This is a genomic window from Acinetobacter sp. 8I-beige, from assembly GCF_902505955.1.
Classification (GTDB): domain Bacteria; phylum Pseudomonadota; class Gammaproteobacteria; order Pseudomonadales; family Moraxellaceae; genus Acinetobacter; species Acinetobacter johnsonii.
The window spans coordinates 1,844,870-1,866,145 of sequence record NZ_LR732790.1 but is presented as its reverse complement, the minus strand read 5'-3'; the positions used below and the strand labels follow the sequence as shown (position 1 = coordinate 1,866,145).

Annotated in this window: 13 protein-coding genes, 1 other RNA gene and 3 pseudogenes; 13 read left to right on the top strand and 4 right to left on the bottom strand. The window is 36.7% G+C overall.

The window, feature by feature from the left end; translation table 11 throughout:
• Positions 1-130 precede the first annotated feature (130 nt).
• The 6 genes from ssrA to GVX98_RS08850 all read left to right on the top strand — a co-directional run bounded on the left by ssrA (position 131) and on the right by GVX98_RS08850 (position 9,270).
• Positions 131-489: a transfer-messenger RNA gene (gene ssrA / locus GVX98_RS08875) on the top strand.
• Between the two features lie 182 nt (positions 490-671).
• Positions 672-1,808: a tyrosine-type recombinase/integrase gene (locus GVX98_RS08870; RefSeq protein ID WP_078426400.1), complete on the top strand. Its 1,137-nt coding sequence runs from the start codon at positions 672-674 to the stop codon at positions 1,806-1,808.
• 430 nt (positions 1,809-2,238) lie between these two features.
• Complete coding sequence (locus tag GVX98_RS08865) at positions 2,239-4,218, top strand: type I secretion C-terminal target domain-containing protein (RefSeq protein ID WP_159127845.1); 1,980 nt, start codon at positions 2,239-2,241, stop codon at positions 4,216-4,218.
• A gap of 224 nt (positions 4,219-4,442) precedes the next feature.
• A complete protein-coding gene (locus GVX98_RS08860; protein ID WP_159127844.1) occupies positions 4,443-5,957 on the top strand; it encodes a TolC family outer membrane protein in 1,515 nt (504 codons plus the stop codon).
• Positions 5,954-8,083 (top strand): type I secretion system permease/ATPase, encoded by a 2,130-nt coding sequence (locus tag GVX98_RS08855; RefSeq protein WP_159127843.1) that lies wholly within the window; start codon positions 5,954-5,956, stop codon positions 8,081-8,083. The genes GVX98_RS08860 and GVX98_RS08855 overlap by 4 nt, the downstream gene beginning before the upstream one ends.
• Entirely contained in the window at positions 8,080-9,270 is a 1,191-nt protein-coding gene (locus tag GVX98_RS08850) for an HlyD family type I secretion periplasmic adaptor subunit (protein WP_159127842.1), read from the top strand. Before GVX98_RS08855 ends, GVX98_RS08850 begins: the two co-directional genes overlap by 4 nt.
• A 140-nt stretch (positions 9,271-9,410) precedes the next feature.
• Here GVX98_RS08850 and GVX98_RS08845 read toward each other — a convergent pair whose 3' ends face one another.
• From GVX98_RS08845 to GVX98_RS08835, 3 genes and pseudogenes are all read right to left on the bottom strand, one after another.
• Positions 9,411-10,064 carry a hypothetical protein gene (locus GVX98_RS08845; protein WP_159127841.1) on the bottom strand — a complete coding sequence of 218 codons (654 nt, stop codon included), beginning with the start codon at positions 10,062-10,064 and terminating at the stop codon, positions 9,411-9,413.
• A 311-nt stretch (positions 10,065-10,375) separates the two neighbouring features.
• Positions 10,376-11,287: pseudogene (locus tag GVX98_RS08840) on the bottom strand (IS5 family transposase).
• 151 nt (positions 11,288-11,438) lie between these two features.
• On the bottom strand, positions 11,439-12,656 hold the full coding sequence (locus tag GVX98_RS08835) for an integrase arm-type DNA-binding domain-containing protein (protein ID WP_159127840.1): 1,218 nt from the start codon (positions 12,654-12,656) through the stop codon (positions 11,439-11,441).
• Between the two features lie 652 nt (positions 12,657-13,308).
• On the opposite strand from GVX98_RS08835, the gene GVX98_RS08830 reads away from it, so the two are divergent.
• From GVX98_RS08830 to GVX98_RS16925, 4 genes are read left to right on the top strand one after another with little or no spacing between them, the layout of a single operon-like run.
• Complete coding sequence (locus tag GVX98_RS08830) at positions 13,309-16,119, top strand: type VI secretion system Vgr family protein (protein WP_159127839.1); 2,811 nt, start codon at positions 13,309-13,311, stop codon at positions 16,117-16,119.
• A gap of 2 nt (positions 16,120-16,121) precedes the next feature.
• Positions 16,122-17,564 carry a LysM peptidoglycan-binding domain-containing protein gene (locus GVX98_RS08825; protein WP_004980955.1) on the top strand — a complete coding sequence of 481 codons (1,443 nt, stop codon included), beginning with the start codon at positions 16,122-16,124 and terminating at the stop codon, positions 17,562-17,564.
• Complete coding sequence (locus GVX98_RS08820; RefSeq protein ID WP_159127838.1) at positions 17,554-18,360, top strand: tetratricopeptide repeat protein; 807 nt, start codon at positions 17,554-17,556, stop codon at positions 18,358-18,360. The genes GVX98_RS08825 and GVX98_RS08820 overlap by 11 nt, the downstream gene beginning before the upstream one ends.
• A 44-nt stretch (positions 18,361-18,404) precedes the next feature.
• Positions 18,405-18,893, top strand: coding sequence for a tetratricopeptide repeat protein (locus GVX98_RS16925; protein ID WP_228716288.1), 489 nt, complete (start codon positions 18,405-18,407; stop codon positions 18,891-18,893).
• A 12-nt stretch (positions 18,894-18,905) separates the two neighbouring features.
• Here GVX98_RS16925 and GVX98_RS08810 read toward each other — a convergent pair whose 3' ends face one another.
• Entirely contained in the window at positions 18,906-19,775 is an 870-nt protein-coding gene (locus tag GVX98_RS08810) for an IS982 family transposase (RefSeq protein WP_035326623.1), read from the bottom strand.
• A 90-nt stretch (positions 19,776-19,865) separates the two neighbouring features.
• On the opposite strand from GVX98_RS08810, the pseudogene GVX98_RS08805 reads away from it, so the two are divergent.
• The 3 genes and pseudogenes from GVX98_RS08805 to GVX98_RS08795 form a co-directional block, all read left to right on the top strand.
• Positions 19,866-20,348, top strand: a pseudogene (locus tag GVX98_RS08805) (tetratricopeptide repeat protein); the annotation flags it as partial.
• Positions 20,349-20,585: 237 nt separating this feature from the next.
• Positions 20,586-20,768: pseudogene (locus tag GVX98_RS08800) on the top strand (IS5/IS1182 family transposase); the annotation flags it as partial.
• 2 nt (positions 20,769-20,770) lie between these two features.
• Complete coding sequence (locus GVX98_RS08795; protein WP_155118242.1) at positions 20,771-21,151, top strand: hypothetical protein; 381 nt, start codon at positions 20,771-20,773, stop codon at positions 21,149-21,151.
• Positions 21,152-21,276: the final 125 nt, after the last annotated feature.

Here is a 21,276-nt window from a genome sequence, read left to right as displayed (position 1 = left end):
AAATTATTTTATTGTTGGACTTGAAAACCAAAATATTAGCGCAATTATGTAATTAAGCGCATCAATATGTGTGTTTGTTTAGAAAATAGATCGTATTTTCTAGCAACTATGCTATGATTGTCGCTACTTTGGGGGTGTTTCTGGCTTCGACGCTGGTGATGAAACTCATAGATGCATGTCGAGAGCGCATTTTCTCTCGTAAATCAAATTTGCATTTTTTAGTCGCAAACGACGAATCATACGCTCTAGCTGCCTAAGGGCAGCTTGTCCGCCTCTCCGAATACTTGTGGTTAGAGAGTCCGACTGAAGCGCACGCACACAAGTCCGTATAAAACCAAGCCTCGGGGTTTTGTACTAAATTAAGAGGATCGCGATTTGTACCCTGTTCGTCGGGTCACAAAGAGTTAAAACAGTAGACGATATCTAAGCATGTAGTATTCTCGAGCGTAGTGCTGGCGGACGCGGGTTCAACTCCCGCCACCTCCACCAAAATTCTTTCCGAAGTAATCCGTCGGAGTATAAAAAAGCCTTTAAACTCAATGTTTAAGGGCTTTTTTATTGGCTGTATTGTCCGATGCTGTCTTAAGCGATTTGACCCTATTTTTGCTTTGTGTGGGTAAAAATTGGCAAAATTTACCCAGAAATTAACACAACAAATTCTGGTTAAAGATATGTCACTCACAGATGCAGAATGTAGAAAAGCTCAACCGAAAGATAAGCAATATCGTCTATCAGATTCACATGGTTTATCGCTGATTATTACGACTAAAGGTCAGAAGTATTGGAATGTCCGCTATACCGTTCATGGGCAGCGTCAATCTGAGTCACTAGGACCATACCCAGAACTTAGTTTGAAAAAAGCTAGAGAAATGGCTTATGAACTTAAGTATAAACATTCAAAATCAGTACTTCATGAGGACATAAAGCCTTTCTTTAAAGAAGTAGCTGAAGATTGGTTTGAGAATCAGAAAGAAACGTGGTCCCCGAAGCACATTAGCAATGTCAGAGCATCTCTAGATGAATTGTATCTTTCATTAGAAAATAAGCGTATTAATCAGATTCAAGCACCAGAAATTTTACAGATCATAAAAAAGATTGAGGCAAGAGGCTCACTTGAAGTAGCCAAACGTACCTTATCTCGCTGTGGCATGGTCATGAAGTACGCTATTGCACACGGCTATCGCTACGATAATCCTGCAGGTGATTTGGTCTATGCACTAAAAAATAAGCGTGTGAAAAATTTAGCATCATTACCTGCTTCAGATATGCCTGAATTTCTAAGAAAAGTTAGAGCTTATCCAAGTGATGCTCAGACACATCATGCCATCATTTTAATTATGCTGACTGGTGTTAGAGTCAGTGAGTTACTACAAGCACGTTGGGATGAATTTGATTTGGAAGGGCGTAAGTGGGATATTCCTGAAGACCGCATGAAGAACCGATTGCCACATCGTGTGCCATTGACGGACATGATGATTGAGGAACTGAAAGCTTTAAGACTTACTCATAATCAGGAACTGCTATTTCCACATCGTTTAAATAATAAAGAACCTATGCGTAGTGAATCGATCTTAGCTGTGATTAAGCGTTCAGGTTATGCAGGACGAATGACTACACATGGATTTAGATCGCTATTTAGTACAGTCGTAAATGAGTCTAATTTGTTTAATCCTGACGCGATTGAGCGTCAGCTTGCCCATGTCCCTCAAAATAGAATTCGATCAGCCTATAACCGTGCACAATATTGGGATGAACGTATAAAAATTATGGAGTGGTATGGGGAACAAGTAAGAAAGTGGTGTTTTTAATAAGGATGAAATGCATGTAGAGACTCTCTTTGAACATAAAAGTCTCTACATATTTTGAAAATTTTACCAAATTAAATATACACTTAATATTTACTATTCTCTTTCTCGTCACACATTTCCTTAAGAAACATTTGGTGGATGAGTTGCTCTAACATCTCAGATTCTGACAGTTTTTTGAAAGCTGATAGTTCTTCAAGTTCTGCCTTGGCCTTCTTTGTTAGAGGTAGATGGTGAGGTTTTCTTACTTTATCTCTGTCTCTAAATTTTTTTTGACTCCATGCCTTATTAAGTTTATTGATTGTATTTTCATGGAGGATATAATCTTTGTCTTATACACATCTGACGCTGCCGACGAATAGCCTTGTGTAGATCTCGGTGGTCGCCGTATCATTAAAAAAAAAAAAAAAATAAGNATACAGCACAGTTGGAAATGACTGATGTTGATCCAGTAAGTGGCAAGCCAATCGTAGATGGTTCAGCAGTCAATGTTGAAGCGAATACGACAGACCGTAATGGTCAGGCAGTTACTCCAGCAACGGATAGCATTGCAGCACAAGGTGACAACGACAACGATCCGAGCACCCCAGAAGACACAGGTCTAGACTTGGTTGATGGTTCAATCACCGTTGATATTGTTGATACAAATAGTACTCAAATTACAGGGACCACAGAAGATGTGGCATCAAATAGTAAAGTCACATTAGAAATTACTAGTATTGATGAAAACGGTGAAACATTAACTTTTACTAAAGAAGTGTTTACGAATGTGAATGGTGAATACACCTATACATTAACTCAAGCAGAAGGTAATGCAACAGACGTTGTTGCCAAAGTTGATGACCGTAACGGTAACGAACGTCAAGATAATGATCAGTTTAATATTGTTAATGAGGATGCAAAAGCCGAGGTTGATGGTAATGGAAATGATACTTTAACTGGAACTTCAGGTAATGATGTACTGTCTGGTGACACAGGTGGTTTAAAAACCAATTTTGTTGCAGGTAATGACTACAATATATCTATTGTTTTAGATTTATCTGGGAGCATGCTTTTTGCAATGGATGGTACGAGTAATCCTCCAGCAGGTACGTCACGTTTAGATATAGCAAAGAAAGGTTTAAAAGCTTTTATTCAGCAAATGGTAGATCATGACGGAGTAATAAATTTACAACTCGCATCATTCTCATCAACCAATACTGGTAACAATGCAGGTAATCAATACAATAAATCATGGGGTGTTGGTAAAGGTAATTTACAAGAAATATTTAATTATATTGATGCTCTACAGGCTGGAGGTGGTACTCGTCCAGATCTTGGCTGGAAAAAAGCAGAAAATTGGTTTGATGGTAGTTTAACTGGTTTAGAAAGTGGCTCTGTCACAGCGAATTCTAGTTATGAAAATCAGACTTACTTTCTAACTGATGGTGAACCAAGTCCAAAAGGAACTGGTGGTGATGCATTAGTTGGCACTGCAAATGAAACACAAAAACAATCATACGATGCAGACTTTGTAGGATTGACTGAGAAAAGTAAAGTTTTTGCTGTCGGTGTCAGCTCTGCTGTGTCGAGTAATACCGTCTCACGCTATGATAACACTGCTGAAAATGGAGATAAGATTTCAAATTGGTCTAAAGATAATCATGGTGATGCCAAAGCGATTGCTGATGCAAATAAACTAATCGCTTATCTTATTGGTGGTTCTGAAAACTTTTCTCCTGCAAATGTTGGAAGTGATGTTGTCAAAGGCGGGGCGGGTGATGACATTCTGTTTGGTGATGCCATGAATACAGATTGGATTACAGGCTTAGACCCTCTGTTATATCCAAAGTACTCAGGCTACTCAAAACTGATTGCACATTTAAAAGCTGAAGTGACTGGTGGTGCAGAACCAACACAACAGGAAATTTATGACTTTGTAAAAGCCAACTTCCAGAAATTTGTTGATGCAGATGCGGCTGATTCAGCGACTAACGGTGGTAATGACACCATTTATGGTGGTTCTGGTAATGACATCATTATTGCTGGTGCTGGAGATGATCGTATCTACGGTGGTTCAGGAGACGATATTATTTCCACAGGCCGCGGTAATGACACTATTATTTATGATGTGTTAAATGCCGCTGATGCAATGGGTGGTAATGGAACCGATACATGGGTCGATTATGCAGCTAATGACAAAATTGAGTTTGGTGCAGATTTCTTTGAAGGTCTACTTGCTGATAAGTCGAATATTTCTGAATACATTAAAGTTGAAGATGTAAACGGCAAAGCAGTATTGAAAGTCGACCGTGATGGTGCTGCTGATGCAACTGGTGGTACAACCCATGATTGGGCAGATTTGTTAATTATTGAAGGTAAAACCGCATCGGAATTACAGGATTTAATTAATAACCAAATCATCATTGGCTAATCGCTAAGTGATGGATTGGTTTTAGGCTAATCCTTCACAAGGAGCGTTATGTCAAACATAACGCTCCTTTCATTCGTTTTAAATTTGAATTTATCTTAAGTTAACTTTGGACAAAGATAGATAAAAATTTGCAATGAAAATGGCTGCAATTACAGTACTCATTTAATGCTATGACACAGCATTTGAAAACTCCCACGGTATGAATTTACCAAGATGCTTAAATCATGAATTTTATAAAATCAAAGATATGGCTTGTGCTATTTCTTCCGTTTTGTGCACCAATAACGCCTATTTATGCAGCAAAACCAAAAAATTATTTAGACTCAGCTAAAGCAAACATCGAACAGTTTTTTTCGTCGCAACCTGCAGATTTGAATCAAGTGAGTATTCAAGAACTCAGCAAATTCTCATGGGGTGAGCAGACAGCGCAAGATACTTTGCCAGTTATCAAATCGAGTGGTATTCAACCACAACTTAAAGGTATGGAAAAAATAAGCATTAACTCTGAAGCTGAGCTAACACTTTTTGATGCAATTCATCAAGCGCTACAGCGTCGACCTGAAATCACTCAGAGTATTGCTACTATTGCAGGCCAAAGTGCAAACATTGATGCGGCGAAAGCACAATATTTTCCTCAAATCTCTGGTGGTATTAGTACAGCTGATTTAACGACTGGCGAACGGGGAAGACAACTTTACAGTTTATCCGCGACACAGGTTTTATATGATTTTGGTAAAATCAAAAGCGATATCAATATAGAAGAAGCGAAGTTATTACAAGAACAAGCAAATACATTAGATAGCATTGATGATATTGCATATCAAACAGCGAATGCGATGGTCAATATTAACCGTTATCAAGAAATCGTTCGTATTGCTAATCAACAAATCAAAGGAATTGCTCGAATTGCGGAAATCGCCAATTTACGGGCTAATGCGGGTATTAGTAGTCAGGCAGATCCGATTCAGGCGCAGTCAAATTTAGAAGCGGCCCAATCAAATTTACTAATACAAGAAACGCAATTAAAGCAATATCAGCAAAAATTACAAATGCTACTAGGCTATGACGTCTCTCATGTGAAGATGCATATTCCAGATACGATCATTCGTAATGCGGGTTTATACAATGACCCAAACTTCACTCAAATTCCTAAGATGATCGTAGCTCAGGCATCAGTGCAAGTTGCTAAATTTCAAAAAGAACAAACAAAACTGAGCGCTTATCCAACAATTAATATTAAAGGTAGCTTAAATCAAGCTTTGAATGGGAAAAATCCGAATAATAATGAAGATGATGGTTTTTATAGCTCTGTCATGTTGGAAGCGAATAGCAACTTTTTCCAAGGAGGGGCAACCCGATCAAAAATTCGTTCTGCAAATTATGCGGAAGAAGCAGCAAAAGCGGCGGTTAACACTGTTTATTTAGATGTCTTGGATCAAATACAGCTCATTCGTGTACAGGTCGAAAATAAGCAAAAACAAATGGATGTTCTAGCGTTAAGAAAAGAAACCACGGCACGAACAAAAGAGTTGTATCAAGAACAATATAAATTAGGTACACGCACAGTGGTTGATTTATTGAACTCTGAACAAGCAATTCATACTGCCGCACAGGAAATTGAGAATGCTAGATATGATATTTATGCGGCCCTAATTCAATATATCTATGTTACGGGTGGTTCAAGAGCACTTTATCAACTAAATAATATTTCTATTCAAGGGTTTGAGATTTTACCATGAGCAAAACTATGAATTATCAGCCATGGCTTCAAGCCGTTCTAGCTATTGCAAAACATTATCGTATCGAACCATCTGAAGAGCGTTTACGTCTGCAACTCGATTGGAATCCGAACCAGTCAATTGATGATATTTTGATTTTGGTGAGCCGTCAGATCGGGATGAGTCTAAGAAAAACTGAATTTAGTGAAGATATTTTGAATCCGTGGCGTTTACCACTTCTAATTCAAATGCAAGATGGACAAGTTGGCGTATTGAATCAACTCGATGTCAATGGGAATGCAAATATTCAGTTCAGTGGTGATCAGGGATTAGCACAGGTACTTACTGTAGAGCTATTAAAACAAAATGTGAACAATGTTTATATTTTGAGACCTGAGAAATCAATTCCTGATGTCCGTATTGATGAATATATTAAACCATATGAGCAGAACTGGTTTTGGACGATTGTACTCAGGGATTGGAAGCGCTATTTGGATGTGATGTTTGCATCATTAATGGCCAATATACTTGCATTGGCGACAATTTTATTTTCAATGAATGTTTATGATCGAGTTATTCCTGCACAGTCTGTTCCAACTTTATGGGTATTAGCCGGTGGTGTACTCATTGCAGCAATATTTGAATTTTGTTTACGAGTCGCACGTATTTATTTATCAGACATTATCGGAAAACGTGCAGATCTAAAAATCTCAGATAAGGTATTTGGTCATGCCTTAAGAATTAAAAATAAAGAGCGATCCAAATCCACAGGTACATTTATTTCTCAGATACGTGAATTGGAAGGTGTTCGTGAATTAGTCACTTCTACAACCATTTCAGCGATTGCAGATTTACCTTTCTTCTTTTTGTTTTTGGCAATTTTCTGGCTGATCGGTGGCAATCTGTTTTGGGTTATGGTTTTGGTTGTACCTTTAATGATTATTCCTGGAATTTTGATTCAAAAGCCATTGGCAAAATTAGCATCTGAAGGAATGCGTGAAGGCGCTATTCGCAATGCAACACTAGTGGAAGCTGTTCAAGGTATAGAAGATATTAAGTTATTACGTGCGGAATCCCGATTTCAGAACCAATGGAATCATATGAATGAAGCTGCTGCAGATATTTCAATGCGCCAGCGGAAATTAGTTGGAATTGTGGGGGCGTGGACCCAGAAAGTACAAGGACTTACTTTTGCGATAGTCGTACTTGTAGGATGTTTTGCTGTAATGAAAGGAGAAATGACTACAGGTGCATTAGTTGCTTGTTCAATTTTATCATCGCGCATGCTTGGACCAATTGCACAGATTTCAGGAGTTCTAGGGCGTTTTCAGCAAGCTAAAGTTGCTAAGACAAGTTTAGATGAGCTTATGAAGAAACCTGTTGACCAAGTACCAAATACACATTTAATTCATAGGCCTGTTTTGAATGGACATTATGAACTTAATAATACTGTCTTCAAATATAGCGAAGATGATGCAAAACCTACTCTCATCATTCCCAAACTTGAAATTCAAGCTGGTGAGAAAATTGCGATTTTAGGCCGTAATGGTGCAGGTAAATCTACGCTATTGCAGTTGTTATCAGGAATGCAGGAATCTGTTCAAGGGAAAATCAAATTAGATGGGGTGGAGTTGGGGTTAATTGATCCAACAGATGTACGTCGAGATATGGGCTTACTCAATCAGAATGCATATTTATTTTTTGGTTCTGTACGTGAAAATTTAACATTAGGCTCACCTTTGGCGACTGACCAAGAGCTTTTAAATGTGCTCAAGCTCACAGGGGCATTAAGCTTTGTATTAGATAAGAAAGAAGGTTTAGATCATCAAATTTTAGAAGGTGGTGTCGGTTTTTCTGGTGGCCAGCGTCAAGCTTTACTTTTGTCTCGATTATTACTTCGCCAACCAAATATTTTATTGCTTGATGAGCCTACAGCCGCGATAGATGACGTTTCTGAAAAACAACTGATTGAGAACCTTAAGGGCTGGTTAGGACAAAAAACTTTGGTCATTGCAACGCATCGTCGAGCAGTACTGGAGTTGGTGGATCGAATTATTGTGGTACATGATGGAAAAATTGTTATGGATGGCCCCAAGAATCAAGTATTAGGTAATACCCCCTCTAATGGCGTGAGTACAGCATCATGATTAGAAAATCTATAAAAAGACAAGATACTGTAAAGGCTAAAGAATTAGAGCCCGCATTACCAAGAGCTAGTTTATTTATTTGGATTATTTGTGCTGGTCTTTTGGCATTACTCATCTGGGCGTGGCTTTTTAAACTTGAAGAGGTCTCAACAGGAACTGGCAAAGTTATTTCATCTTCTAAAGAGCAAGTTATTCAGTCTCTTGAAGGTGGTATCTTAACGAAGCTCTATGTGCATGAGGGCGAAATTATCGAAAAAGGCCAAATACTGGCTCAGCTTGATCCGACTCGTTTTGCATCAAATGTTGGTGAGTCAGCATCCTTACTTCTTGCTTCTCAAGCAACTGCAGCGCGATTACGCGCAGAAGTGAATGGGAATGCTTTAGTATTTCCAAGTGAAGTATTAAAAGAGCGTAGTTTAGTTGAGGAAGAAACAGCGCTGTATCATTCCCGTCGATCTAATTTGGAAGAATCCTTAGCTGGATTGAAGCAGGCACTTGCTTTAGTTGAACAAGAGCTACAAATGACTGAGCCTTTGGTTGAGAAAGGTGCAGCAAGTGAAGTGGAAGTTTTAAGACTTAAACGTCAAGCGACTGATTTGCGCAATCAAATGAGTGATGTGCGAAACCAATATTCAGTAAAAGCTCGTGAAGAACTAGCAAAAGCAAATATAGACATTGAAACTCAGTCTCAGGTCGTAAAAGGGAAGTCGGACTCATTAAGTCGGACTCTATTTAAGTCACCAGTGAGAGGGATTGTAAAAGAAATTGATGTGATGACTATTGGTGGAGTGATTTCTCAGAATGGTAAGTTGATGACAATTGTTCCACTTGATGAAAAGCTTTTGGTAGAGGCTCGTATTTCTCCACGAGACATTGCTTTTATTCATCCAGGACAAGAAGCTCTTGTTAAGATTACTGCATATGACTATTCAATCTATGGTGGATTGAAGGGAAAAGTTTCCATTATTTCCCCAGATACTTTAAGAGACGAGGTGAAGCAAGATCAGTTTTACTACCGTGTTTATATTCGAACGGATTCAGATAAGTTGATCAATAAAGAAGGGCAGAAGTTTAATATCACACCTGGAATGGTTGCAACGGTAGATATTAAAACAGGCGAAAAAACGGTGTTGGATTATTTAATCAAGCCATTTAATAAGGCTCAAGAAGCCTTAAGAGAAAGGTAGAAAGGAGTTACCATTAAGTTTTCCTTTTACATGTTTTAAGACCATCTTACGATAGTGAGGTGGTCTTTAGAAAGTTGTAGTGTGAAAAACTCGTATGATAAACTGAAAAAAACCAGTAGTTTAAAATTTAAGAGTATTCCTTAATATGGCTCTATATTGATTTCATATATCAATTCTTCACAGTTCAAACGTTGCTCTTTTGGTACTTGAATTTCGGTAGAAAAATCAGGTTTATAAATAATTTTTCTTTGGCCTAGAGCTAAAGGAACAGAAAAATTATATTGATAGGTCTTTTTTTCAAGTGAGCCATATTGTCTCACCATACTATCATTTGGGCATACCAATTCTTGTATATCTTTAAATTCATTTCCTGTTTGATCTTGCAGTCTTAAATTTGATTTACATTCTGTGAAATATTCAAAGACAGGTCTTTGACTTAAGTTTTCTGTGGTAATTTGAATTGACACATTAGTTGGTTCAGCTTCAGAAGGCTGTGGTACGAAACTTCCTTGGCCAATTTCAAGAGGTTGTTTAGTTTGGCTATGTAAAAACTGCATACTTATTTTTACATCACCACATTGGTCTTCTAGTTTTCCATTAGACCAAATAATGTATTCATCAATTATGTTCCCCCCTGGATCTGGAATATCTGAAGGTCTTGGTGGTGTTGTTCCTGCTTGAAAAGACCCTGTTCCTGATCCACCTAAGCTTACACCAGCAGAAAAATTGTCATTTTCACCACAAGCCACTAAAAATATAAAACTAAAATAAAAAAACTTATAGCCAGGTTTCATTTGATTTCCAATCTTTAGCCTAAATATATTACTTACTTTAAAAAATTAATTGAATTAGGTTTAATGAAAATTTTATCTACTAGGGTAATAACTAGAATGATAGAAGTTCAAAAAGATTTGGAATTATAAGCTATCTCGTTGTCCGTTATATAAAAATTTTTTTATAATTGTTAAAACGTCCATTTTTAAAATTTGTTTTAAATCAATTAATTATTATGATATTGAAGAGGTGGGGCTGTCTTACTTACTGATGCTGATGGGCTTTGTTGCATAAAGTATTTAAAGGCAAAGTTCTCCTAGGCGCCTCATATTTAAGTGACAACTTTGGTATGAGGTCGGCCTAACTCTGTGTATTTATTTAATACTGCCACACGTGCATGAATCTCATTCACCTGACTAGGAAAGCTTCTTGCCATTAATTTATCGCCTAATAATTTGATGCAGTGCATCTTAGTTTCGACTAAACTTCGGCGATGATAGCCTGAACATTTTTTCCATAGTGTTCTGCCGAAACGTTTAACTGTTCGAAGTAATTCATTTCGCTCCCGCGAATGAACTTAGTTATCTTTCCAAGGCTTTGCATTTTTTCTGGGTGGAATCACTACATACGTTTGCCGATCTACAATGACCTGACGGCATTGTTTTGTGTCATAAGCCCCATCTGTATAGACTGAATAAGTTTGCTTATCCAACGGAATTTGATCAAGTAAATCTCCAAGAACTTGCGAATCACTGACATTATTCGTTGTAAGCTGAACTGCTCGTATTTGCAGGGTTTTAGCATCTATACCGATATGCAGTATACGCGATTGGCGACGATATTCAGGCTTATGTTTCTTACGTTTCCATTCACCTTCACCTAAAAACTTCAAGCCCGTGTAATCGACGAGTAGATGCAATGCATTACAAGTCTTTTCATAGCAAATTTGAATATCAATATGCTTTTGTCTTCTGCAAATGGTTAAATAATCCGGAGCTGTCCAATTTCGACCACACAGTCTAATGAGGCATTGAACAAAACCAGTGACCATCCGTAAAGAAAGACGAAATAAGGATTTGATCATTAAACAGCATTGGATGGCTGTGTCGGAATAAGTTTGATTTCGACCATGTTTGCCTTTGGGGGGAGCGTACCATTGGGTTTTAGGATCAAACTAAATTGTTAAATTACCACGATTGATCAAAGCACGATTGTAGGATGACCAATTTGTTGTACGAAAAATTTTAGGTGTAGGCTTATCATCTGAGAATTATATTGCTGAATAAGCCTTTAGAGGTAGGTTTGTGCAACAAAGCCAGTGGTAATTGAAATAATGTGGTGTTCGTTTAGGAACACCACTCTTTCATATGTATACTTTATTTTAAAGTAGTTTATTAATTTTCCCAATTATCAATCATATTAGCCCAAGTTTGTAGCATAGCTTTCCTGTCTTTCAGCCATTTGGCATGATCGTAAGAGGCGCGTGTCTTGTTGACTTTGGCATGGGCAAGTTGTATTTCCACCCAATCAGTATTGAAGTTTGCTTCATGCAATTCTGTTGATGCTGTAGCGCGAAAGTGGTGCATAGAAATATGGCCAGTACCCAAATTATCTAAAGCAGAATTAAGGGTATTCTTTCCGATCATTGAGATTCCATCGTCGCCAGGGAAAATATATTCACTGTCCGGGTAGAGGGAGAACTGTTCTTTTAAAAGATCAATCAACTGTGAGGACAAGGGAATAATATGAATACGATTCTTTTTCATATTTCTTTTGCCAGCTAAGATTTCCTCATTAGTTACTCTGGGAATGGTCCAAGTTTCATCTTCAAAATTAATAAATGTTTTTTTGGCTCTTCGTACTTCAATTGTACGGAGCATACTGTAAAGCAAAGTTAAGATAGCATTTTTAGTGCTGGTGCAACCTCTATAACTTTTTATGGTTGGAAGAATGATTTTTTTATCTTCATCACTGAGTGGTTGGGCATGTTGAACATCAGGTCTACGGATATAACGTCTTAATGCATATGTTGGATCGGTCGTTATACGTTGGGTAATAATTCCATACTGTAGTACTTCAGCGCAAATCTGTCGTACAAGAGTTGCTTTCACTTCTCCAGTACCACGTTTACTTTTGCGTATGCGTGTAATAGTGTTGTCTATAATGACTCTAATATCAGTTGAATTGACATCCTTGATAGGTGTTTTTCCTATAATTGGATAAATGTCTTTAGAAAAATATCGAGTTCTATTCACAAACCAGTCTCTAGATTTCCCTGTTTTGTACTTCTCTAGATATTCTTCAGCGACATTTTTAAAGCTATCTGCATTTGATTGAATAGCAGCTGTACGCTCTTCTTTCTGAGATTGAATAGGATTAGTACCTTTAGCTAGCTTTTCTCGATATTCCATCGTTTTACTACGTGCATACGCGAGACTAATTTCTGGATATTGCCCGATGGTTAGCATTTTGGCATTATTTAAATAACGGTATCTATACCGCCAAAATTTGGCACCTGTGGGACGTATCTCAATGCATAAACCTGAATGATCTGCAACTCTATAAATTTTTTCTTTGGGCTTTAATTGTTTGATTTTGAAATCGTTTAGCATGGTGTGTGAGTAACAAGTTTTTTAAATAGATTTACTCACAATCTTACTCACATTTTTCTGAAATGTCATTGCATGCCAGGTTATATAAAGTAATAATAAAAAATAATGTAAAACAATACCTTACTTTTAATTTCTGGAAAGGTGATATGTAGTAATCAAGCAGTGAGGAATGATGTAATCTGCACCATATTATTTTAGATGTAAAAAGGCCGCTTAAATGCGGCCTTTTTATTATTTGTAGATGTTGGATTAGTTTGGCTCATAATGTTCAAGTGGTTTAGTTAGGCTGTTTAATTAAAATAATTGATTTTTTAGCCATTTTTTAATCTGAATAAATTTTAAGTATTATCATACTTTGATCGTAATATTATGGTTCTATTTATTGATCATTTATATTTAACATTTTATTGATAAGTTATTGAAGCAAAATACATATTAAGTTTTTTTATTGCTGTGTTTGTGCATTTTTTCGGATTTATTTATGGCTATCTAAGCCATTTTAATATTATTTGATTGCACTGTTTTAGGAATATAATCAAATAGATTAACAATAAAAAACATAAATTATCATTCAAATATGGAAGTAACTAGATTAGAATTCGGGCCAATTTGTATAAATGACCACATTCTAAAATTAAATAATAAATCGCTTATGTCTAACAATATTTATGCTGCATTAGAGCAACTTGGACTGATAGCACAGAAACGTGCGATCCATGTGCAATTCTCAAATACATCTCTAAATAATCAAGTTTTCCTACAGCGTATTGATGGGATGCATAGCCTCAATGAGAGTACTCATCTACAATTGATTTGTCTTTCAACCAACGCTCAAATTCCATTAAAACAATTTATTGGGTGCCAAACTGCTGTTGATATTGTCACAGACAAATCTGAGTTAACTCGTGTTTCAGGTATTGTGACCCAAGCAGATATAGGTGCGAGTGATGGTTCTCTTACAATCTATCGTTTGACTGTCAAAGATTCTACAGCCTTATGGAACCATCGTCGTAATAGTCGCGTGTTTATGAATAAGTCGGTTGTGGACGTGATCCAAATCGTGTTTCAAGAGTGGGTGCAACGTAGTGCGCTCTTCGCTTTAAGTTTGACTTTGGATAAAAGTGGCTTAACCCAAGATTATGATGTTCGTCCATTTATTATGCAGGCCTCGGAAAGCGATTTTGACTTTCTGACGCGGTTGATGAGAAGTGAAGGTATTAACTGGCTGATTGATGAAGCACAACTTAAAGTGCTTAGTTCTAGTGAACAGATCCAGCCGCAAAGGTTAAGATTAATTGATGATAATTCGCAATTTAACGTCCTAGACCGTCGCATTATCCGCTTTCATCGCAGTAGTGCCGTAGAAAAAAGCGATTATATTACTCATTTTGTAGGTCAGCGTTCAATTCAACCGACTTCTGTACATGTACAACGTTGGCAAGCCGATGTCTTGGCAACTGAAGAAGGTGCGGGAAGTGTTCAAAGCAAGCATAGCCATAGTGAAAATTATGACAATGCTAGTTTAGGTTTGGAGCAGGCATGGCACTTTAGCCCTGCATGGATACAGGACTTAAACGGTGAAGATGGTGCGACCAAATCAGGCAATAGTCAGATTGAAAAGTTTAATCAAACCTTAAGTCACTACTACAATGCACAAGCTAAACAATTTTGTGCAACCTCTACAGTACGTGATGCACATGTAGGCTACTGGTTTGAGTTCAATGAACACCCCGAAATAGATCAACATCTAGATGCAGATAAACAGTTTCTAATCACTGCTAAGATTTTTCACAACCAAAATAATTTACCTAAAGACCTGAATGATCAAGTGGGTGCCTTGCTTCAACAAAGTAATTGGCAAACAAGCAAGATTGCAAACAATAATACAGATGAACGCCAAGCCAACACACTCACGCTTCAACGACGTAACATTGTTACTGTTCCAGAATACAATCCGCTACAACATAGACCGATAGCATCACCACAACGTGCCAAAGTTGTTGGCCCAAGTGGAGAAGAAATCTATGTTGATGAATGGGGACGCATCAAAGTTCGATTCCTATTTACTCGTAACGAAGACAACACTCATGATGGTGGTGCTGGTTCCAATGATAACGATACGGATTCTGCTTGGGTAGATGTACTGACCCCATGGGCAGGTGAGAGCTATGGGGCAAGATTCCTACCACGCATTGGTGAGATCGTGGTCATTGATTTCTTTGATGGTAATATCGACCGACCATTTGTGGTGGGACGTATCCATGAAGCACAACGTCATCCAACCAAGTTCGACAACAAAGGTAAACTACCTGATACTAAAAAGTTGGCAGGGATAAAAAGTAAAGAATATCAGGGCAGTGGATACAATCAACTTAGGTTTGACGATACGACAGGGCAAATCAGCAGCCAGTTACAGAGTAGTCATGGCGCTAGCCAACTCAACTTGGGCAAACTGAGTCACCCAAAAGACAAAGCTGAAAGTGATGATCGTGGTGAAGGCTTTGAGCTTCGTACTGACCAATGGGGAGCAGTACGTGCAGGACAGGGCTTACTACTTTCGACCTACAAACAAGTTCAAGCCAAAGGTGAACATTTAGATAGTGAGATTGCCAAAAAGCAGCTTGAAGGCAGCCAGACCAATAGTAAAGCCTTAAGTGATATTGCCAAGAATCAAAAGACCGATGAAATTGAATCGATTGAGCAACTAAAAGCTTTTGCCGAAGAAATTGAAAAAGATGTTGCCAAGTATAAAAAAGCCATCATGTTACTCAGTTCTGTTGATGGGATTGCCTTAAGTACCCTTGAAGATATCCATCTTTCAGCCACAGGTATTATCAACCATACTGCGGGCGATAGTATTAACCTCAGTACCCAAAAGAATCTTTTGGGACAAGCTTTAGGCAAAGTGAGTCTATTTGCTGCACAAGGTGGCATTAAAGCCATTGCCGCGCAAAGTAAAGTTGAAATTCAAGCACAGTCAGATGCTTTAGATGTATTTGCTAAATTGGGAATTACCATCTCGTCTACAGAAGATCGGATAGAAATCAGTAGTCCGAAAGAAGTTTTGATTACGGGTGGCTCATCGCAGATTGCCTTGAATGGCTCAGGAATTTTTCCAAAAACGGGTGGGAAGTTTGAGGCTAATGCTGGACAACATATGTTTATGGGGGGGGATAAAGTAACATATGAACTTCCAATATTGCCAAGTACAGATTTTGATTTAGATCAAAAAAGTATGAAGTACGATTTAAGTCAATTGGATACGTTATCTGATTTTTCTCAATCAAAATATAGAGTTTATAAGAATAATGGGGCTTTCCACGAAGGGTTTTTAGATGCGGAAGGCCTCACAAAAAGAATTTCGTCTTCTGAGATGGAGGAATTGGAATTGTTTATTGAACATCCTGATTTTATTGTCGAAGAGGAATTTTTCGTAGAACCAAATGGTAATTTGGAGAACTGAAGTTGGCTAAATTAAATTTCCGCATCACATTTTTTTATTTTGGTTCTGAGGAGGTTGTCCCTAACCTTGAGTATAGGATTCAAACGAGTAATGATATTCTTAAATTGACACCTGAATTACAAAAAAAATGGACAACCCCTATGATAGCACCTTCCAAACTTAGGAAATTTACAAATAAGAAGGGCGAGACAGAACCTTTTACTGTGAGTGGGATATGTACCATTGAAGTCCTTGTGAAAGGAAAACCAACATCATTTAGCCAATGGACATTGGTAAAAAAAATACACGTCAATGAAAATTATCTTCATATAAAAAGTATTGAATATCCTTTAAGAGTGCATATTCCTATAAGTAAACTGGGGAAAGCTGTTACAGCCGATAAAGGTGCTTCTAATCATCAGTCTGACTACTATCAAGTACAGTCCGGAGATACTTTAAAAACAATTGCTCAGAAATTTAAAAAAGATATTCATGTACTTATGAGAAATAATGAAATAAAAGATCAAAATAAAATTAAGATTGGACAAAAACTTTATATTGGCGATACTGTAAAAAAAGAAAAAATATCAATTAAATCAAGTAATCCAAATGATTTTGTGGATGTTGTCTATGAAGTTAAAGCTGGGGATACGCTATCGAGTTTAGGAAAAAAGTTTAAGGTTAATCCTAGCCTGATTGCTATGCAGAACAATATTCCTTTGTCTAATATGAATATACTTTCAGTTGGAAAAATTTTAAAAGTAAAAAATAATCGAGATCGCTATATTCCTGAAATTCTAAAAAAAGAGCTGATGTTTTCAAAAGCAAAAGGTTTAGCAATCACACAGTATCAAGCCAAAGAACCTTCTGCTAAACAAATATTTATAACTTTTAGTGGAGCACTATATTTTATTGGAAGTGCGTTAGATATTGGGATTGCTTATGATGATAACGGAGACTGGATGTTATTCGTTTCTGTTGGCGTAAGTGGTGAAGTTGACCCAAGTAAAGTCCCTCATTTAGCCAATGGTGGAAATATAAATGAATTATCGCAATTGTTAAAAGATGAAAAAAAACTTAAAGAAAGTTTAAAGAAAGATGTGAGCGTTTCTATGGGAAGTACCACACTTAATGTGAAAGCTAAGCATGTTTCTGACCTGACTGGTAGTGGGCTAACTTTAACTAATACCCTAAACGTTGGTGTTTACTCGATCAGTCGGGTTAATGGTTATGCCACAGTGAGTGATGTTGATAGTCAAGGAAACACTATGGAAAGAACGGTGAGGAGTAGAGGATTTCAGGATGCATATGATGTAAGTGCTAAAAAAGTTAAAAAAATAGCAGAAGGGAAACCTGTTTCAATCACGCATTCTGTTGCAAAATCCTATACAATTCCGATTTTATTATATGATCGAAATGAACGTCTTATGAAAGGAAAAGGCAAGGGGATTGAATATGTGGATTAAGACTAAAAAGAATATTTTATTAATTGTTCTGACTCTGTTTTTATCTTCATTTATTTTAGTCGCTTGTAGTAATTCTGCTAATACCACAAAACCGAAAGATAACCATAGCCAACAAGACGTTAATCCTTTATTTGAAAAAGCACAAAATTTATTCGATGAAGATAAATATGAAGATGCATATAAAATATTTAAGCAACTTGCGGATCAAGGTGATGCTAAAGCTCAAAACGCATTAGGCAATGGTTATCAGCATGGTTTTTGGGGAGAGACTGATCTAAAACAAGCTAAAAAATGGTTTCAAAAAGCAGCTGATCAAAATTATGTTGGTGGTATCCATAATTTAGGTATCTTAGACTTTTTACAAGGAAATTATAAGCAGGCTTTACCGTATTTTGAAAAAGCTGCAAATATGAATAATGCCGATTCTATCAATATGTTAGGAATTTATCATCAAGAAGGAATAGTTTTTGAACAAGATTATAAAAAGGCGCTTTCATATTTTTCTCAAGCTATAGATATTGATGCAGATAATGCAAGTGCTCTATTTAATATTGGACAAGCTTATTACTATGGAGAAGGGGTCGAGCAGGACTATAAAAAAGCTTTTGTATGGCTTACTAAATCTGCAAATCAAGATTATAGCCTAGCGCAGATTCAATTGGCTGAGATGTATTTTAGCGGCAAAGGTGTCAATAAAAATGCTGCGAAAGCTATTGAAATTATTAAGCCTCTGGCAGATTTAGGTGATCCCAAAGCACAACAAAACCTGAAGTGGTATATTGATCATCCAAATTAAGGTGGTCAATATTAGATAATTAGTGAAAGGAAAATAGATTGAATATGAAGATTAAGACTAAAAAGAATGTTTTCTTAGTTATTCTAACTCTATTTTTATCTTCATTTTCTTTAGTGGCTTGTGGTAATTCTACAAATACAGAAATACAGAAATACAGAAATACAGAAATACAGAAATACAGAAAAACAGAAAAACAGGAAAATAGCAATAACCAGCAGGATATTGATACCTTATTTAAAAAAGCACAAAATTTATTTGATCAAGATAAATATGAAGATGCTTATAAAATATTTAAACAATTGGCTGATCAGGGTGATACTAAATCTCAAAATGCTTTGGGAAGTTTATATGTTCATGGAAAGGGCGTGAAACAGGACTATGAGAAAGCTTATACTTATTTTGTAAAAGCAATGGATAAGAATGTGCCAGAAGCTATTAACTCAATTGGATTTATGTATTTTAACGGATTTTATTTTAAAAGGGACCTTAAAAAAGCGCGCGAATATTATGAGAAATCAGCAAAGTTAGACTAACCCGAATCCTGTTTAAGCCAATGATTCCATAATTTGAATTTTTGGCTTATTTCGTTGAGTTAATTGATATGCGCATAACGATGTGTAAATCCCACTTAGAAATCCATGAATACTACGTGCTTTACTCGTCACTAAATTGTATTGACCTTTCAATAAGCTGAATAACGTTTCTATTTTATTGCGCTGTTTTAAGTGATATTCATCTGATGTACAGAGTTGAACAGACTGCATATTCTTTCGATGATAGGTAATCAAATCAATACCTTGATTCTTTAACTTGCTTTTTAAATCTTGGCTAATATAGCCACGATCCGCATAAAGCTTTGCTTCTAAGCCTTCAACTAAATGCTCAACTATTTTTATGTCAGCCACATGTCCATTAGATAAAGCAGAACATGCTATTTCACCCAATTGATTCATCGTGATATGTAATTTACAGCCATAAAACCATCCCATCGAACTTTTACCACGTGATGCAATTTTGGCTAATGATTTATGGCGTTGAATCCGTTGATTTTTACAGACAGGTAAAGTGGTTGAATCAACCCATAAATATTGGCTACGTTGGCCTTTCATTAAGGCGACATGTAAAGCATGTAGTGCCAATTGATGCATATTGATGAGGTGAATCATCCGTTGGTAGCAGGGTAAATTTTTGAATAAATGATTTTTATCCTGTTTCAACCATGAAAAGAATGCTTTGAAATTATTGATATGAGAACACTTATACCAAATGGCGATAAAATTGATTTCGGAGAGACTCAATTGGGCTGGTCGAATTCTTATAGAGTGACGACTTTGTTTAAGAAATTTCCAATAAGTTGCTTCAAATTTAAGAAAGAAATCATCGATTACACAGAATAATTCGGTACTATTGAACATTAGGACTAGAGCTTTAAGTTTGGTGTGGTAACTCAACTGATGGCTCTAGTCCTCTTATTTTTCAAGTCAATTTCTTATCCGAGATTCGGGTTAGACTACGGTTTGGGAGCTGCAAATACTGCTAACTGTTATTATGAAGGTTGGATAGGGATAAAAGATAAGAAAAAATATTTTGACTATTCTCTAAAGGCTGCTGAAAAAAATTATGCACCCTCACAATTTAATGTTGCAGTTATGTATAAGAAAGGCGAGGTAATAGATAAGTCTATGACGAAAGCTGTCTACTAGTACGAAAAGGCAGTAGAAAATAATGAACCTCGTGCTGCTTATAATTTAGCCTCATTGTATGAAAAAGGTGATGGAGTAGAACAAAATTTTGACCTTGCATATGCATATTATACTTTAGCGAATGAGTTCGGGTTAGAGATAGCTAGAAGCAAGTTGCTTGAGTTAGAGAGTAAAGTCGTTAAAGAAAATATTCGAATTTTAAAGAATGGCGAGAAAATACAAATTGTAATAGATGATCCTAATAGTAAATGGGAGATTAAGGATGAAGAGGAAGGAAAAAAGTAATAAATTTGGAACTGTGAAGAATTGATAGTTGAAAAAGCAGCGATAGACGCAAACACCAACTACCAGCTTCAGTTGTGTATGACCAATATAGCGTTCCATTTGAAGGCTTTAGTGTCGTATCACATGATGATGGAAGTTTATTGCTGAATTTTGGTTCGAACTGGAATTTCTATTTTCATAGTTTTAATGCTGGAAAACATTATCATCTCGTTCAATAATTTAATGAGCAGACTGATGAAAAAGTGGTCTGGGTATCATCTGCGCAGTTTGGTCGAAACTAAGATACATTGTATCAAATTATTAGGCGATAAACTCAGCGCTAGGAATTTTGACAGCCAAGTCAACGAGATTCATGCACGTGTGGCAGTCTTAAATAAATTTACAGAATTAGACCGAGCTCACACCCAAGTTGTCACTTAAATTTGAGTCGCTTAGGGGTATTTTATTTTTTAAATCTTTGTGCAAAAAATTATAGGAGTATCGATGACTATATTAAAAACATGGATGAAACATCAAAAGTAAGTAAAAGTTTAAAGTGGGGTGGAAGATTAGTTTTTGCTTGGGATATTTATGGCAGTGTAAATTCAGTGGCTCAGGTCTATGAAAAAGGTGTTCCAGATGTTACAAGGAAAGAAATTTTAAAACAAACTGGTAAAATTAATGGCGGCCTATTAGGTGCAAGAATTGGAGGGAGCATTGGAACAGCCATCGGTGGTGTAGTAATAGGCGTTGTTGGAGGAACTGTTGGCCTTCCTGTTCTGGCCGTTGTAGGAGTTATAGCAGTTGGAGGTACTCTTATCTGAGGATATGTTGGTGGAGTAACAGGTCAAGCAGTTGTAGAATATGGATATGAAAGATTAAAATGAATATAAAAGATTTAATAGTTATTTCACTAATATTAAGTATTATCTTTTGGGCTATATTCCAT

What these genes read in the sequence shown, in the direction of transcription:
- GVX98_RS08870 (WP_078426400.1), top strand. Translation starts at nt 672, where the DNA reads ATGTCACTCACAGATGCAGAATGTAGAAAAGCTCAACCGAAAGATAAG.
- GVX98_RS08865 (WP_159127845.1), top strand. Translation starts at nt 2,239, where the DNA reads ATGACTGATGTTGATCCAGTAAGTGGCAAGCCAATCGTAGATGGTTCA.
- GVX98_RS08860 (WP_159127844.1), top strand. Translation starts at nt 4,443, where the DNA reads ATGAATTTTATAAAATCAAAGATATGGCTTGTGCTATTTCTTCCGTTT.
- GVX98_RS08855 (WP_159127843.1), top strand. Translation starts at nt 5,954, where the DNA reads ATGAGCAAAACTATGAATTATCAGCCATGGCTTCAAGCCGTTCTAGCT.
- GVX98_RS08850 (WP_159127842.1), top strand. Translation starts at nt 8,080, where the DNA reads ATGATTAGAAAATCTATAAAAAGACAAGATACTGTAAAGGCTAAAGAA.
- GVX98_RS08845 (WP_159127841.1), bottom strand. Translation starts at nt 10,064, where the DNA reads ATGAAACCTGGCTATAAGTTTTTTTATTTTAGTTTTATATTTTTAGTG.
- GVX98_RS08835 (WP_159127840.1), bottom strand. Translation starts at nt 12,656, where the DNA reads ATGCTAAACGATTTCAAAATCAAACAATTAAAGCCCAAAGAAAAAATT.
- GVX98_RS08830 (WP_159127839.1), top strand. Translation starts at nt 13,309, where the DNA reads ATGTCTAACAATATTTATGCTGCATTAGAGCAACTTGGACTGATAGCA.
- GVX98_RS08820 (WP_159127838.1), top strand. Translation starts at nt 17,554, where the DNA reads ATGTGGATTAAGACTAAAAAGAATATTTTATTAATTGTTCTGACTCTG.
- GVX98_RS16925 (WP_228716288.1), top strand. Translation starts at nt 18,405, where the DNA reads ATGAAGATTAAGACTAAAAAGAATGTTTTCTTAGTTATTCTAACTCTA.
- GVX98_RS08810 (WP_035326623.1), bottom strand. Translation starts at nt 19,775, where the DNA reads ATGTTCAATAGTACCGAATTATTCTGTGTAATCGATGATTTCTTTCTT.